The sequence below is a fragment of the Pseudomonas sp. FP453 genome, assembly GCF_030687495.1.
In the GTDB taxonomy this organism is placed as follows: domain Bacteria; phylum Pseudomonadota; class Gammaproteobacteria; order Pseudomonadales; family Pseudomonadaceae; genus Aquipseudomonas.
The window spans coordinates 5,767,990-5,782,952 of the sequence record NZ_CP117435.1; the positions used below are offsets into that span (position 1 = coordinate 5,767,990).

Here is a 14,963-nt window from a genome sequence, read left to right on the forward strand (position 1 = left end):
AACGCCAACCACTTATGCACTTGCGAGGACTTTATGGCCCGTTTCGAACTGCAAAAACTCTACATTGACGGCGGCTACAGCGACGCTGGCAGCGATGCCACCTTCGAAGCCATCAACCCGGCTAACGGTGAAGTTCTCGCCCAAGTGCAACGCGCTACCAAGGAAGACGTTGAACGTGCCGTGGTCAGCGCTGAAAAAGGCCAGAAAATCTGGGCAGCCATGACCGCCATGGAGCGTTCGCGCATTCTGCGTCGTGCCGTCGACATCCTGCGCGAGCGCAACGACGAACTGGCCGCCCTGGAAACCCTGGACACCGGTAAAGCCTTCTCCGAAACCAAGTACGTCGACATCGTCACCGGCGCCGACGTACTGGAATACTACGCAGGCCTGGTGCCAGCGATCGAAGGCGAGCAGATCCCGTTGCGCGACACCGCCTTCGTCTACACCCGCCGCGAGCCGCTGGGCGTGGTCGCCGGTATCGGCGCGTGGAACTACCCGATCCAGATCGCCCTGTGGAAATCCGCGCCAGCCCTGGCCGCCGGTAACGCAATGATCTTCAAGCCAAGCGAAGTCACCTCGCTGACCACCCTGAAACTGGCCGAGATCTACACCGAAGCCGGCGTTCCAGCAGGCGTCTTCAACGTATTGACCGGCAGCGGCCGTGAAGTCGGCACCTGGCTGACCGAGCACCCGCGCATCGAAAAAATCTCCTTCACCGGCGGCACCGACACCGGCAAGAAGGTCATGGCCAGCGCTTCCAGCTCTTCGCTGAAAGACGTGACCATGGAACTGGGCGGCAAGTCCCCGCTGATCATCTTCGACGACGCCGACCTCGACCGCGCCGCCGACACCGCGATGATGGCCAACTTCTACAGCTCCGGCCAGGTCTGCACCAACGGCACTCGCGTGTTCGTACCCAAGCACCTGCAAGAGGCGTTTGAAGCCAAGATCGTCGAGCGTGTTGCACGCATTCGCGTCGGCAACCCGGAAGACGAAAACACCAACTTCGGCCCGCTGGTCAGCTTCCAACACATGGAAAGCGTGCTGGGCTACATCGCCAAGGGCAAAGAGCAAGGCGCACGCCTGCTGTGCGGCGGCGATCGCCTGACCGACGGCGACTTCGCCAAAGGCGCCTTCGTGGCCCCGACCGTGTTCACCGACTGCACCGACGACATGGTCATCGTGCGTGAAGAAATCTTCGGCCCAGTCATGGCGATCCTGACCTACGAAACCGAAGAAGAAGTGATCCGCCGCGCCAACGACACCGACTTCGGCCTGGCTGCCGGCCTGGTGACCAAGGACCTGAACCGCGCGCACCGCGTGATTCATCAGCTGGAAGCGGGTATCTGCTGGATCAACGCCTGGGGCGAGTCCGACGCGAAGATGCCGGTGGGCGGCTACAAGCAATCCGGTGTGGGCCGTGAGAACGGCATCAGCTCGCTGAACAACTTCACCCGCATCAAATCGGTACAGGTTGAGCTGGGCGATTACGTCTCGGTGTTCTAAGACCCGAGCCTTGTATTGCCTGTGAGTGCCCTATCGCAGGCAAGCCAGCTCCCACAGTTGGAATGCATTCCCCTGTGGGAGCGGGCTTGCCCGCGATGAGGCCCGACCTGACCATCTCAAAAGAGGGTGCATCCAATGTCCCAAGAATACGACTACATCATCGTGGGTGCCGGCTCCGCCGGTAACACCCTGGCGACCCGTCTTACCGAAGACGAAGGCGTCACCGTCCTGCTGCTGGAAGCCGGCGGCCCCGACTACCGCTTCGACTTCCGCACGCAAATGCCAGCGGCGCTGGCGTTCCCGCTGCAAGGCCGTCGCTACAACTGGGCCTACGAGACCGATCCAGAGCCACACATGGACGGCCGCCGTATGGAATGCGGGCGCGGCAAGGGCCTCGGCGGTTCCTCGCTGATCAACGGCATGTGCTACATCCGTGGCAACGCGATGGACTACGACGGCTGGGCGAAACTGCCAGGCCTGGAAAACTGGACCTACCTCGACTGCCTGCCGTACTTCCGCAAAGCCGAAACCCGCGACATCGGCCCCAAACGATTGGCACGGCGGCGATGGCCCGGTCAGCGTGACCACGCCAAAAGCCGGCAACAACCCGCTGTTCCACGCCATGGTTGAAGCCGGCGTACAGGCCGGTTACCCGCGCACCGTGGACTTGAACGGTTACCAGCAAGAAGGCTTCGGCCCGATGGACCGTACCGTCACGCCGAAAGGCCGTCGCGCCAGCACCGCTCGCGGTTACCTGGACACCGCCAAGAAGCGTTCCACACTGACCATCGTCACCCACGCCCTCAGCGACAAAGTGCTGTTTGAAGGCAAGCGTGCCGTTGGCGTGCGCTACCTGATCGGCGCGGCTGAAGAGCGCGTGGAAGCCCGTGCACGCAAAGAAGTGATCGTGTGCAGTGGCGCCATCGGTTCGCCGCAACTGCTGCAACGCTCCGGCGTCGGCCCGGCCGAACTGCTGAACAACCTCGACATCCCGGTGGTCCACGACCTGCCCGGCGTCGGCGAAAACCTGCAGGACCACCTTGAGTTGTACCTGCAATATGCGTGCACCCAACCGGTGTCGCTGTACCCGTCGCTGCTCTGGTACAACCAGCCGGCCATCGGTGCCGAGTGGCTGTTCAACGGCACCGGCATCGGCGCCAGCAACCAGTTCGAAGCGGGCGGTTTTATCCGTACCCGTGAAGAATTCGAGTGGCCGAACATCCAGTACCACTTCCTGCCGGTAGCGATTAACTACAACGGCAGCAACGGTGTGAAAGAGCACGGTTTCCAGGCGCACATGGGCTCCATGCGTTCGCCAAGCCGTGGTCGCATCCAATTGAAGTCGAAGAACCCACGGGACTACCCGAGCATCCTCTTCAACTACATGGCCACCGAACAGGACTGGCAGGAATTCCGCGACGGCATCCGCCTGACCCGGGAAATCATGCAACAGCCGGCGCTGGACCAATACCGTGGCCGCGAAATCAGCCCGGGCATCGACGTGCAAACCGACGAGCAACTCGACAAGTTCATCCGTGAACACGCCGAGACCGCGTTCCACCCGTCCTGCTCGTGCAAGATGGGCACCGACGACATGGCGGTAGTGGACGGTGAAGGCCGCGTGCACGGCATGCAAGGCCTGCGCGTTGTGGATGCGTCGATCATGCCGATCATCACCACCGGCAACCTGAACGCGCCGACGATCATGATCGCCGAGAAAATCGCCGACAAGATCCGTGGCCGCCAGCCGCTGCCGCGCAGCACCGCCGACTACTACGTAGCGGGCGATGCGCCGGTGCGTGGCAAGCCGATGCGTGAAATTGCGCAGTAACTGAGACACCGCGCTGCCTGTATCGCAGGCAAGCCAGCTCCCACACCTGACCGAGTTCGCCTGAACAACTCGGTCAACCTGTGGGAGCGGGCTTGCCCGCGATGAGGCCCGACCCGCCAATGCAAAACCCCTCCTTGATCGGCTACTCTGTCCGCCTGCCCGCGACGAGCCGCCCACAAGGAAGGCCCCATGTTCGATCACCACGCCACACTCAAAAAACACTTCGCTGCCCTGCGCACCCGCGCCGAATTCTTCTCCCTGCGCTACGTGCGCGAATCCGGCCACTACCTGGCCGTGCGCAAGAATGTCGCCGAACCGCCGCACCTGAACCACGACGAAGGCGCCATGCTCACCGTGCGTCTCAACGGTGTGGAAGCCTATGCCGCCACCAACGATATTTCCCTCGTTGGCCTGCAAGCCGCCCTTGAGCGCGCCGAGCAACAAGCCCGATTGATCAAACCTCACGCCCTGCTCGACCTGCGCGACCAGCCGGTGTCCAGCGATGTGGCTGATTACCTGTCCCCCGACCTCGAGCAAGCCTTCCCGTCCTTGAGCGACTGCTACCAGCTGCTGGGCGATGAGTCTGCCGCCGTGCCAGCGGACGAGCGCCTGGTGAACTGGGAAGTCAGCCTGGGCCTGACCCACGTCGAACAGATCTACCTCAACAGTGCCGGCGCCGAACTGCGCCAGGCCCAGCGTTTTGTGTTCCCCGGCGTCAACGTCACCGCCTACGACGGCCATGACAGCCAGACCCGCACCCTCGGCGGCAGCAACTTCGGCCAGCAAGGCGGCTTTGGCGTGATCAGCCGCTTCGGCCTGGCCGGCGCCGCGCCGCGCATTGCCGACGAAGCCCTGCAACTGCTGCTGGCGCCGAACACCCCCAACGGCCCGCGCGACCTGCTGCTGATGCCCGACCAGATGATCCTGCAGATCCACGAATCCATCGGCCATCCGCTGGAGCTGGACCGCATCTTGGGCGATGAGCGCAATTACGCCGGCACCAGCTTTGTCAAAGCCAGCGACTTCGGCCAGCTGCAATACGGCTCAGCGCTGCTCAACGTGACCTTCGACCCGGAGATCCCCGAACAGCTCGCCAGCTACGGCCATGACGACGACGGCACTGCCGCCAGCAAACAATTCCTGATCCGCGACGGGCTGTTGCTCAAGCCGTTGGGCGGCGCGTTGTCGCAATTCCGTGCGGGCATGGGCGGCGTCGCCAACAGCCGCGCCAGCAGCTGGAACCGCGCGCCCATCGACCGCATGGCCAACCTGAATATCGAGGCCGGCGACCAGAGTTTCGAACAGCTGGTGGGCGGGATTGAAAACGGCATCCTGATGTCCACCAACCGTTCGTGGTCCATTGATGACGCGCGCAATAAATTCCAGTTCGGCTGCGAGTGGGGCCAGTTGATCGAAAACGGCGAACTGAAAGGCGTGGTGAAAAACCCCAACTACCGGGCGATTTCCGCGCAGTTCTGGCGCAACCTCAGCGCCGTCGGCGATGCCAGCACCTTCAAGGTATTGGGCACGCCGAACTGCGGCAAGGGCGAACCCAACCAGGTGATCCGCGTCGGCCATGCGTCGCCCGCGTGTGTATTCAGCAATGTCGATGTATTTGGGGGAGATGCCTGATGGACAACTTCAAGGCACTGGTGGAATGGCTCAAGCAGGCCATCACCGACAACGAGCAATTTCAGCTGGGCTACGCCGATGAAGCGTCCGAGTTCGTGCGCTTCAACCACGCCAAGGTGCGTCAGGCCGGGCAGGTGCAACAAGCCAGCGTCCACCTCAAGCTGATCAACGACGGGCGCCACGCCGACCTCGGCATCACCCTGGCCGGCGAACCGGCACTGGATCGCCAGCGCCTCGCCGATGGCCTGCAACAGTTGCGCGAGACCTTGCCGCTGTTGCCACAAGACCCGTACCTGCTGCTCAACCACAACGCCTGGCAAAGCAGCAACGAACAGGCCCAGCCGCTGCCGGAGCTGGCCCAGGTGCTGGAAGACATCAGCCGCGCCGCCGAAGGCGTGGACCTGGTCGGCTTCTATGCCGCAGGTCCCATCAGCCGTGGCTTTGCCAGTTCGTCGGGGGCATTCGGCTGGCACCAGGCCAATAGTTTCAACTTCGATTTCAGCCTGTTCCACGCCAACGGCGAAGCGGTCAAGGCCAGCTACGCCGGGCACACCTGGGACAGCCGCGAATTTGCCGCGCGCTTCCAGCAAGCCCGCGAGCAGCTTGAATTCCTCGGCCGCCCGCTGCACAAACTGGCGCCGGGTCAGTACCGCGCCTACCTCGCCCCGGCGGCGTTGGAAGAAATCATCGACCTCATCACCTGGGGCGGTTTTTCCGCCCAGGCCATCGCCAGCAAAAGCAGTGCGCTGCAAAAGCTGTATGCCGGCGAACAGTCCCTGAGCCCGCTGGTGACGGTGAGCGAGCAAATCAGCGGTTCCCTGAGCGAAGCGTTTTCCAGCGAAGGCTACCCACGCGGCGACGTGACGCTGATCAACGCCGGCAAGGCCGCAGGCGAGTTGATCAACTCCCGCAGCGCCGCCGAATATGGCATGAGCACCAACGGCGCGAGCAGTGACGAAGCGCCCAGCGCCTTGCAGATGGCGGCAGGCAGCCTGGCCCAGGCCGACATCCTCAAGCAGTTGGGCACCGGCTTGTACATCAGCAACCTGTGGTACCTGAACTACTCCGACCTGCCGGCCGCCCGCCTGACCGGCATGACGCGCTTTGCCACGTTCTGGGTGGAAGACGGCGAGATCAAGGCGCCGGTGAGCACCATGCGCTTTGATGACAGTGTGTACAGCTTGCTGGGTTCGCAGTTGGAAGCGCTGACGGCGGAGCGGGAGTTGCTGTTGTCGGCGAGTACGTACGACCAGCGCAACACTTCCTCCAACTTGCTGCCAGGCGCCTTGGTCAACCGCCTGACCTTGACCCTCTAAACCCAGCAAATCCCCTGTGGGAGCGGGCTTGCCCGCGATAGCGGTGTATCAGTCAACTCATCCGGCGACTGACAGACTGCTATCGCAGGCAAGCCAGCTCCCACACTGTTTTGCGGTGTTTTCAGGCCGCTTTATTCCCATATTCCTACCGTGAAATCCCATCTCGCACCTGTTCCCCCGTGCTCTGTTGTCCCCCGCAAAAAACCTCGCTATAACGGTTAGTGGCATACCGCCACCCACAGGAAGTGAGCGTTGACATGGACCACGGAAGTTTCGTCATCAACAAGCTGTTCAAGCACTACAACGTCCACGTCGAGCAACTGGGAGACGACCCGCAAAAAAACACCGTGCTGATGGTCAATGGCGCGCTGTCCACCACCCGCTCGTTCGCCCGCACCAGCAAGTGCCTGGCCGAGCATTTCAATGTATTGCTCTTCGACCTGCCCTTCTCCGGCTATTCCCGCGAGCACAACGCCGACCTCGACCTGGTGACCAAGGACGACGAAGTGCAAATGCTGCGCGCCCTGGTGGAGCGCTTCGAGGTCAACCACCTAGTGTCGGCCTCGTGGGGCGGCATCTCCACGCTGCTGACCCTGGCCCACAACCCGCCGTCGATCCAAAGCTCAGTGGTGATGGCCCTGGCGCCCAACCTCAACCAGGCCATGCTCGATTACGTGGAGCGCGTGCGGGTGTTGATCGAGGCGGATGACAAGTCCGCGGTCGGCGATCTGCTCAACGAGACGGTGGGCAAATACCTGTCGCCGCGGCTCAAGCGCAACAACCATCGGCACCTGTCGACCATGGCCACCAACGAGTACCGCCAGGCGCGTTTTCATATCCATCAGGTGCTGGCCTTGGGCGATGGCAATTACCTGCCGGCGCTCAAGCGGATTGAAACACCGGTGCACTTTCTCAATGGCACGCTGGACGAATACACGCCGGCCGCCGAAGCCCGGGTTGTTCAAGGCGTACGTGGGCCGCAGCAGCTTTGCCGTGGCCGAACATACCGGTCACTTGCTTGACCTCGAATCCAGCGAAGCCGCCACGGCGGTGCACCGTGAACTGCTGGATTTCCTGGTGGGAAAAGGCGCGACGGATGGCGCATAATCGCCGACACATAGCCTGCTAACAAAAAGGGTTTTCTATGCCGAATCGCGTCCCGCTCGATGCCAAGACCGCCCGCTGGCTCCCCCTGGGTGGTGGCGATTGCCTTCTTCATGCAGTCGCTGGACGGGACGATCCTGAACACCGCGTTACCGGCCATGGCCCGCGACCTCGCGGAAAACCCGCTGCGCATGCAAGGCGTGGTGATTGCCTACATGCTCACCGTGGCCTTGCTGATCCCCGCGTCGGGCTGGATCGCCGACCGCTTCGGCACCAAGAAAATCTTCTTTGGCGCGATCATGCTGTTCAGCATTGGTTCGCTGCTGTGCGCCTTGTCCAGCAGCCTGAGCATGCTGATCGGCGCGCGGGTGATCCAGGGCCTGGGCGGCGCGCTGATGCTGCCGGTCGGGCGACTGGTGGTGCTGCGTGCTTACCCGCGTTCCGAGCTGGTGCGGATCATGGGTTTCATCACCATCCCCGGCCTGCTCGGCCCGCTGCTTGGCCCGACCATGGGCGGCTGGATGGTGCAGTACCTGACGTGGCACTGGATCTTCCTGATCAACCTGCCGGTGGGCATGATCGGCTGCTACGCCGTGTGGAAATTCATCCCCGACCTGCGCGGCAGCGAGCGCACGCGGTTCGACGGGATCGGCTTCCTGCTGTTTGGCGCGGCGATGGTGCTGATCACCATCGCCATGGAAGGCCTGGGCGAACTGCACCTGCCGCACCTGCGGGTGATGTTGCTGCTGTTCGGCGGGCTGGCGTGCCTGGCGGCGTACTGGCTGCGCGCCGGGCATATCGATAACCCGCTGTTTTCGCCGGTGCTGTTCAAGACCCGCACCTTTGCCGTGGGCATCCTCGGCAACCTGTTTGCGCGCCTGGGCAGCGGCGCGTTGCCGTTCCTGGTGCCGCTGCTGTTGCAGGTGGCGCTGGGTTATTCACCGTCGGAAGCGGGGATGAGCATGCTGCCGCTGGCGGCGGCGGCGATGTTTGCCAAGTCCATCGCGCGGCCGTTGATCGAGCGTTTGGGCTACCGCATCGTGCTGACCGGCAACACCCTGGCGCTGGGCATCATGCTGGCGAGCATGGGCCTGGTCACGGAACACACGCCCTACCCGCTGCTGCTGGGCATGTTGGCGGTGCTGGGGGCGATCAACTCGCTGCAATTCACCGCGATGAACACCGTGACCCTGATCGACCTCGACGACGCCCAGGCCAGCAGCGGCAACAGCCTGCTGTCGGTGGTGGCGCAATTGTCCCTGAGCCTTGGCGTGGCCTGTGCCGGTGCGTTGCTCGGCGGGTTTACTGCTGAAACCGGCAACGACGGCGTGGAAAGCGTACTCGGCGCGTTCCAGTTGACCTTCCTCACGGTAGGCATCATGGCGATGCTAGCGGCGGCGATCTTCCTGCAATTGTCGCCAAAAGACGGCAAACGGCAGGCCAGCCCGGAGCAGCACATCGAGCATTAAGCGGCTTCTCGTCTAGAACTTGCGGGGAAAATCCCACAGGGCTGGTACACTGCGCGACATTTTGTTTTGCAGAGCCAGCCCCGTGACCACCATCGCCACCGCTTTTAATACTTTGCCGCTGTCCGCCGCCATGTTGGCTAACCTCGACTCGCTGGGTTATGTCGAGATGACGCAGATCCAGGCGCAAAGCTTGCCGGTGATCCTCAAGGGGCTGGACCTGATCGCCCAGGCCAAGACCGGCAGCGGCAAGACCGCCGCCTTCGGCATCGGCCTGTTGAACCCGATCAACCCACGCTACTTCGGCTGCCAGGCCCTGGTGATGTGCCCGACCCGTGAGCTGGCCGACCAGGTCGCCAAGGAAATCCGTCGCCTGGCCCGTGCCGAAGACAATATCAAGGTCCTGACCCTGTGCGGCGGCGTGTCCCTCGGCCCGCAGATCGCCTCGCTGGAACACGGCGCCCACGTCATCGTCGGCACGCCGGGCCGCATCCAGCAGCACCTGCGCAAAGGCTCGCTGGTACTGGACGGCTTGAACACGCTGATCCTCGACGAAGCCGACCGCATGCTCGACATGGGCTTCTACGACGCCATCGAAGACATCATCAGCAAGACCCCGCCACGCCGCCAAACCCTGCTGTTCTCGGCCACCTACCCGGTGAGCATCAAGCAGCTGGCCTCCAAGTTCATGCGCGCGCCGCAGCAAGTGAAGGCCGAAGCGTTCCACTCCGACGACCAGATCGAACAGCGTTTCTACGAGATCTCGCCGGAAGAGCGCATGGACGCCGTGACCAAAGTCCTCGCGCACTTCCGCCCGGCGTCGTGCGTGGCGTTCTGCTTTACCAAGCAGCAAGTGCAGGAAACCGTGGACCACCTGACGGCCAAGGGCATTTCCGCCGTCGGCCTGCACGGCGACCTGGAACAGCGCGACCGTGACCAGGTCCTGGCGATGTTCGCCAACCGCAGCACCTCGGTGCTGGTTGCCACCGACGTGGCGGCACGCGGCCTGGACATTGACGCGCTGGACATGGTGATCAACGTCGAACTGGCCCGCGACTCGGAAATCCACATCCACCGCGTCGGCCGTACTGGCCGTGCCGGTGAGACCGGGATTGCCATCAGCCTGGTTGCCCCGTCCGAAGCACACCGCGCCCAGGCCATCGAGCAACTGCAGAAGTCGCCGCTGAACTGGGACCAACTGGACAACCTCAAGCCGCAAAGCGGTGGTCCGTTGCTGCCGGTGATGAGCACCCTGTGCATTGCTGCCGGGCGTAAAGACAAAGTGCGTCCGGGTGACATCCTCGGTGCACTGACCGGTGAAGCCGGGATTCCGGGGGCGCAGGTGGGCAAGATTGCGATCTTTGACTTCCAGGCGTTTGTGGCCGTGGAACGCGGGATCGCCAAGCAGGCATTGCAGCGTTTGAATGACGGCAAGATCAAGGGCCGCTCGTTGCGCGTGCGCATCCTGTAAAGCGCTCAAGCCATACAGAGATCAAACTGTGGGAGCGGGCTTGCCCGCGATAGCGATGGTGAATTCACCGCCGCCATCGCAGGCAAGCCAGCTCCCACAGTTTTGATTGCATTTCAGATCAATATTTTTGTGAGGACTTTGCTGTGCGCTCGACCGAAGTTGTGATCATTGGCGCCGGCGCCGCAGGCTTGATGTGCGCACTGACCGCCGCCGGGCGTGGGCGCAAGGTGATGTTGATCGACCACGCGAACAAGGCCGGCAAGAAGATCCTCATGTCCGGCGGTGGCCGCTGCAATTTCACCAACATGTACACCGAGCCTGCCAACTTCCTCTCGCACAACGCGCACTTCTGCAAATCCGCCCTCGCCCGCTACACCCAATGGGATTTCATCGGGCTGGTGGCCAAGCACGGCGTGCCGTACCACGAGAAGAAACTCGGCCAGCTGTTCTGCGATAACAAATCCAGCGACATCCTCGGCATGCTGCTCGACGAGTGCATCCAGGTCGGCGTGAGCATGCACCTGGACACGTCCATCGAGGAAATCGCCAAAGTCGAAGGCGGCTATCAGTTGCAGACCACCTTGGGTGAACTGCGCTGCGAATCCCTGGTAATCGCCACCGGCGGCCTGTCGATTCCGACACTGGGCGCGACCGGTTTTGGTTATCAGGTGGCCAAGCAATTCGGCCACGAACTGCTGCCGACCCGCGCAGGTCTTGTGCCGTTCACCATCACCGACCAGCTCAAGGATTTGTGTGGCGAGTTGAGCGGCACCTCGGTGGATTGCCTGGTGAGCTGCAACGACCAGAGCTTTCGCGAGAACATCCTGTTTACCCACCGGGGCTTGAGCGGGCCGGCGATCCTGCAGATTTCTTCGTACTGGGAATCCGGCGACACGGTGGAGATCAACCTGCTGCCCGACCACGACGCCCACGAGTGGCTGCAACAGCAACAGGCCGAACGCCCGAACAGCGAGCTGAAAACCCTGCTGGGGGAGATCTTCACCAAGAAGATGGCCAACCTGCTGGCGGAAACCTGGTTTGTGTCCAAGCCGATGAAGCAGTACACCCATGCGGAGATTGCCGACATTGCGCAGAAACTCGGCAGTTGGCAGTTGGTGCCGGCGGGCACCGAAGGCTATCGCACGGCTGAAGTGACGCTGGGTGGGGTGGATACGCGGGAAGTGTCGTCCAAGACCATGGAATCGCTGAAAAGCCCTGGCTTGTACTTTATTGGCGAAGTGCTGGATGTGACCGGTCACCTGGGCGGGTTCAACTTCCAGTGGGCGTGGGCTTCAGGCTACGCCGCCGCGCAATACGCCTGACCAAAGACTGTACGCGGTCAAACTGTGGGAGCTGGCTTGCCTGCGATAGCGGTGGTGAATTCACTGCCGCCATCGCAGGCAAGCCAGCTCCCACAGTGTTTTGTGGTGTTGCTGAAATAATTGCCAGCAGATGTGATCGCGACCCTTGCCGTGGCGTCACTGATGCGCCAACTTAACGGCATCGTCCCGGAAGACTCCAGCCTTCATGTCATCGACCTCGTTCAAGCAGTCCCTGCGCCGTCTCTGGGCGCTGGATAAATTCAGCTACAGCATCCGGGTATTCATCGCCCTTACCGGCAGCATGGCGCTGTGCTGGTATCAGGATGAGATGACGCTGCTGATCCCGCTGTTCCTGGGGATTATCGCCAGCGCCCTGGCCGAGACCGATGACAGTTGGCAAGGCCGTCTCAACGCCCTGGCCGTGACGCTGGTGTGTTTCAGCATTGCCGCGCTGTCGGTGGAGCTGCTGTTCCCCTACCCGTGGATTTTCGCGATCTCCCTGGCCCTGGCCACCTTCTGCCTGACCATGCTCGGTGCCTTGGGCGAGCGATATGGCGCGATTGCCTCGGCGACGTTGATCCTCTCGGTGTACACCATGATCGGCGTGGACCAGCGCGGTGGCGCGGTCTCGGATTTCTGGCATGAGCCGCTGCTGCTGGTGGCCGGCGCCGCGTGGTATGGCGCCTTGTCGGTGCTGTGGCAGGCGCTGTTTTCCAACCAGCCGGTGCAGCAGAGCCTGGCGCGCTTGTTCCGCGAATTGGGGCGTTACCTCAAGCTCAAATCCTCGCTGTTCGAACCGATCCGCCAGTTGGATGTGGAAGCGCGCCGCCTGGAACTGGCGCAGCAAAATGGGCGGGTTGTGGCTGCACTGAATGCCGCGAAGGAAATCATCCTGCACCGCGTGGGCAATGGACGACCGGGCTCGAAGGTCAGTCGCTACCTCAAGCTGTACTTCCTCGCCCAGGACATCCACGAACGCGCCAGCTCGTCGCACTACCCTTACAACGCCCTGGCCGAAGCCTTCTTCCACAGCGACGTGCTGTTCCGCTGCCAGCGCCTGCTGCGCCAGCAGGGCAAGGCCTGCCAGACCCTGGCCGAGTCGATCCAACTGCGCCAGCCGTTCATCTACGACGACAGCTTCGCCGAAGCCCTCGGCGACCTCAACGCGTCCCTGGAACACCTGCGTATCCAGAGCAACCCGGCGTGGCGCGGGCTCCTGCGTTCGTTGCGCGCGCTGGCGGCCAACCTGTCCACGCTGGACCGCCTGCTGGGCGATGCGAGCAACCCCGACCGCCTGGCGGAAGCCACCGACAGCAACCTGCTGGACCGCGCCCCGCGCAACCTCAAGGAAATGTGGACGCGCCTGCGCACGCAGATGACGCCGACGTCGCTGCTGTTTCGCCATGCGCTGCGTCTGTCCCTGGCGTTGACCGTCGGCTACGGCATGCTGCATGCGATCCATGCGTCCCAGGGCTACTGGATCATCCTCACCACGTTGTTCGTCTGCCAACCGAACTACGGCGCCACGCGGCGCAAGCTCGGCCAGCGGATCATCGGCACCGCCATCGGCCTCACCGTGGCCTGGGCGCTGTTCGACCTGTTCCCGAGCCCCTTGGTGCAGTCGATGTTCGCCATCGCCGCTGGCCTGGTGTTCTTTATCAACCGCACCACCCGCTACACCCTGGCCACGGCGGCGATCACCCTGATGGTGCTGTTCTGCTTCAACCAGGTCGGTGATGGCTACGGTTTATTCCTGCCACGGTTGTTCGATACCTTGCTCGGCAGCCTGATCGCCGGCCTGGCGGTGTTCCTGTTCCTGCCCGACTGGCAAGGCCGGCGCCTGAACAAAGTGCTGGCCAATACCCTGACCTGCAACAGCATCTACCTGCGCCAGATCATGCAGCAATACGCCGCCGGCAAAAGCGACGACCTCGCCTACCGCCTGGCGCGACGCAACGCGCACAACGCCGATGCGGCGCTGTCCACGACCCTGGCAAACATGCTGATGGAACCGGGGCACTTCCGTAAGGAGGCCGATGTGGGCTTCCGCTTCCTGGTGTTGTCCCACACCTTGCTCAGCTACTTGTCGGGGCTCGGCGCCCACCGTGAAACCCAGTTGCCGGCGGAGGTGCGTGAGCATCTGATCGATGGCGCGGGGAATACGTTGGCGGCGAGCATCGATGAGATCGCCACGGGGCTGGCAAACAAGCAGCCGATTGCGATTCAGAGTGACGCCGAGGAAGCACTGGCGGCGGAGCTGGAGCAGATGCCGGATGAGATCGATGAAGGGCAGCGGTTGGTGCAGACGCAGTTGGCGTTGATTTGTCGGCAGTTGGGGCCGTTGCGGACTCTGGCCGCGCATTTGATCAAAGAGACGGGCGAGGCTTAGATCGCTATCGCGGGCAAGCCCGCTCCCACAGGGGACCGCATTCCTACAGACAAATGCATTCCAAATGTGGGAGCGGGCTTGCCCGCGATGGGGCCCGCACAGGCCCTACATCCCATGCGCCTTCATCAACCGCGCATAACTGCCATCATCCTTCATCCGCGCAATCTCCCGATCAAACCCGGCCACGATCTGCGCATGCTCCGGGTTCTTCAGGCTCACCAGAATATGCAGGCTGTTTTCACTCAACGGCGTCGGTAAAAACTCCACCGCATTGCGCACCTTGGCCGACTCACGTGACAGGTAATACCGCGCCACATATTCATCCTCCACCGTCAGCCGCACCCGCTGCGCCGCGAGCATGCGCACGGCCATGGAGAAGTTGTGCACAGGCACCTTCTGCAACTGCACATCGCCGTCGAACGCCGCCGAATAGGCGTAACCGCGCACCACCGCAATCGGGTAGTCGTGCAACTGCGCCAGGTTTTTGAAGTCGATGGGATCGTCACGGCGCTTGATAAAACGCACGCGGTTCAGCAGGTATTCGCCGGAAAACTGCCCCAGGTGCGTGCGGGCATCGTCGTACCAGGCGTTGACCAGCACGTCATAACGCCCGTCGCCCACGCCCATCAGCGCCCGGGCCCAGGGCACCTGTTCGAAGTCACTGGCGTAGCCCGCGCGGGCCAGGGCGGTGCTGACGATGTCGGTGGCCAGGCCGCCATTGATCAAGGTGGCATCGGTAAAGGGTGGCCAGGCATCCGCGACCAGGCGTAAACGCTGGGCGAACGCCGGCTGGGCCAGCAACAACACTCCAATCAAAGCAACGGCACGAAACAATCGCGGCATGCTCAACGTCCTTGGCGGGCCCAGAGGTTCTAACAGTAGCTCAAGATTACACAAAGAAACGGGCGGCGAATGCACTCAATGAT

At 62.6% G+C, this 14,963-nt stretch carries 8 protein-coding genes and 3 pseudogenes; 10 read left to right on the forward strand and 1 reads right to left on the reverse strand.

Going from position 1 to position 14,963, the window contains the following annotated elements:
* The first annotated feature begins 33 nt into the window (after window positions 1-33).
* From betB to yccS, 10 genes and pseudogenes are all read left to right on the forward strand, one after another.
* On the forward strand, window positions 34-1,506 hold the full coding sequence (betB, locus tag PSH87_RS26365) for a betaine-aldehyde dehydrogenase (protein ID WP_305431654.1): 1,473 nt from the start codon (window positions 34-36) through the stop codon (window positions 1,504-1,506).
* Window positions 1,507-1,641: 135 nt separating this feature from the next.
* A pseudogene (locus PSH87_RS28945) lies at window positions 1,642-1,710 on the forward strand (hypothetical protein); the annotation flags it as partial.
* A 229-nt stretch (window positions 1,711-1,939) separates the two neighbouring features.
* Entirely contained in the window at window positions 1,940-3,337 is a 1,398-nt protein-coding gene (locus PSH87_RS26370) for a choline dehydrogenase (protein ID WP_370695285.1), read from the forward strand.
* Window positions 3,338-3,526: 189 nt separating this feature from the next.
* Window positions 3,527-4,969 carry a TldD/PmbA family protein gene (locus tag PSH87_RS26375; RefSeq protein ID WP_305431656.1) on the forward strand — a complete coding sequence of 481 codons (1,443 nt, stop codon included), beginning with the start codon at window positions 3,527-3,529 and terminating at the stop codon, window positions 4,967-4,969.
* Window positions 4,969-6,285: a TldD/PmbA family protein gene (locus PSH87_RS26380; RefSeq protein ID WP_305431658.1), complete on the forward strand. Its 1,317-nt coding sequence runs from the start codon at window positions 4,969-4,971 to the stop codon at window positions 6,283-6,285. The genes PSH87_RS26375 and PSH87_RS26380 overlap by 1 nt, the downstream gene beginning before the upstream one ends.
* Before the next feature lie 257 nt (window positions 6,286-6,542).
* Window positions 6,543-7,392 (forward strand): annotated as a pseudogene (locus PSH87_RS26385) (alpha/beta fold hydrolase).
* A 37-nt stretch (window positions 7,393-7,429) separates the two neighbouring features.
* Window positions 7,430-8,858: pseudogene (gene mdtD / locus PSH87_RS26390) on the forward strand (multidrug transporter subunit MdtD).
* Window positions 8,859-8,988: 130 nt separating this feature from the next.
* A complete protein-coding gene (dbpA, locus tag PSH87_RS26395; RefSeq protein WP_235865629.1) occupies window positions 8,989-10,326 on the forward strand; it encodes an ATP-dependent RNA helicase DbpA in 1,338 nt (445 codons plus the stop codon).
* Window positions 10,327-10,469: 143 nt separating this feature from the next.
* Window positions 10,470-11,648, forward strand: coding sequence for an NAD(P)/FAD-dependent oxidoreductase (locus PSH87_RS26400; RefSeq protein ID WP_305431660.1), 1,179 nt, complete (start codon window positions 10,470-10,472; stop codon window positions 11,646-11,648).
* 205 nt (window positions 11,649-11,853) lie between these two features.
* A complete protein-coding gene (gene yccS, locus PSH87_RS26405) occupies window positions 11,854-14,037 on the forward strand; it encodes a YccS family putative transporter (RefSeq protein ID WP_017735678.1) in 2,184 nt (727 codons plus the stop codon).
* 105 nt (window positions 14,038-14,142) lie between these two features.
* On the opposite strand, the gene PSH87_RS26410 is transcribed toward yccS, so the two are convergent.
* Complete coding sequence (locus PSH87_RS26410) at window positions 14,143-14,880, reverse strand: ABC transporter substrate-binding protein (protein WP_305431662.1); 738 nt, start codon at window positions 14,878-14,880, stop codon at window positions 14,143-14,145.
* Window positions 14,881-14,963 lie beyond the last annotated feature (83 nt).

What these genes read in the sequence shown, in the direction of transcription:
- PSH87_RS26410 (WP_305431662.1), bottom strand. Translation starts at nt 14,880, where the DNA reads ATGCCGCGATTGTTTCGTGCCGTTGCTTTGATTGGAGTGTTGTTGCTG.
- PSH87_RS26380 (WP_305431658.1), top strand. Translation starts at nt 4,969, where the DNA reads ATGGACAACTTCAAGGCACTGGTGGAATGGCTCAAGCAGGCCATCACC.
- PSH87_RS26375 (WP_305431656.1), top strand. Translation starts at nt 3,527, where the DNA reads ATGTTCGATCACCACGCCACACTCAAAAAACACTTCGCTGCCCTGCGC.
- betB (WP_305431654.1), top strand. Translation starts at nt 34, where the DNA reads ATGGCCCGTTTCGAACTGCAAAAACTCTACATTGACGGCGGCTACAGC.
- dbpA (WP_235865629.1), top strand. Translation starts at nt 8,989, where the DNA reads ATGTTGGCTAACCTCGACTCGCTGGGTTATGTCGAGATGACGCAGATC.
- yccS (WP_017735678.1), top strand. Translation starts at nt 11,854, where the DNA reads ATGTCATCGACCTCGTTCAAGCAGTCCCTGCGCCGTCTCTGGGCGCTG.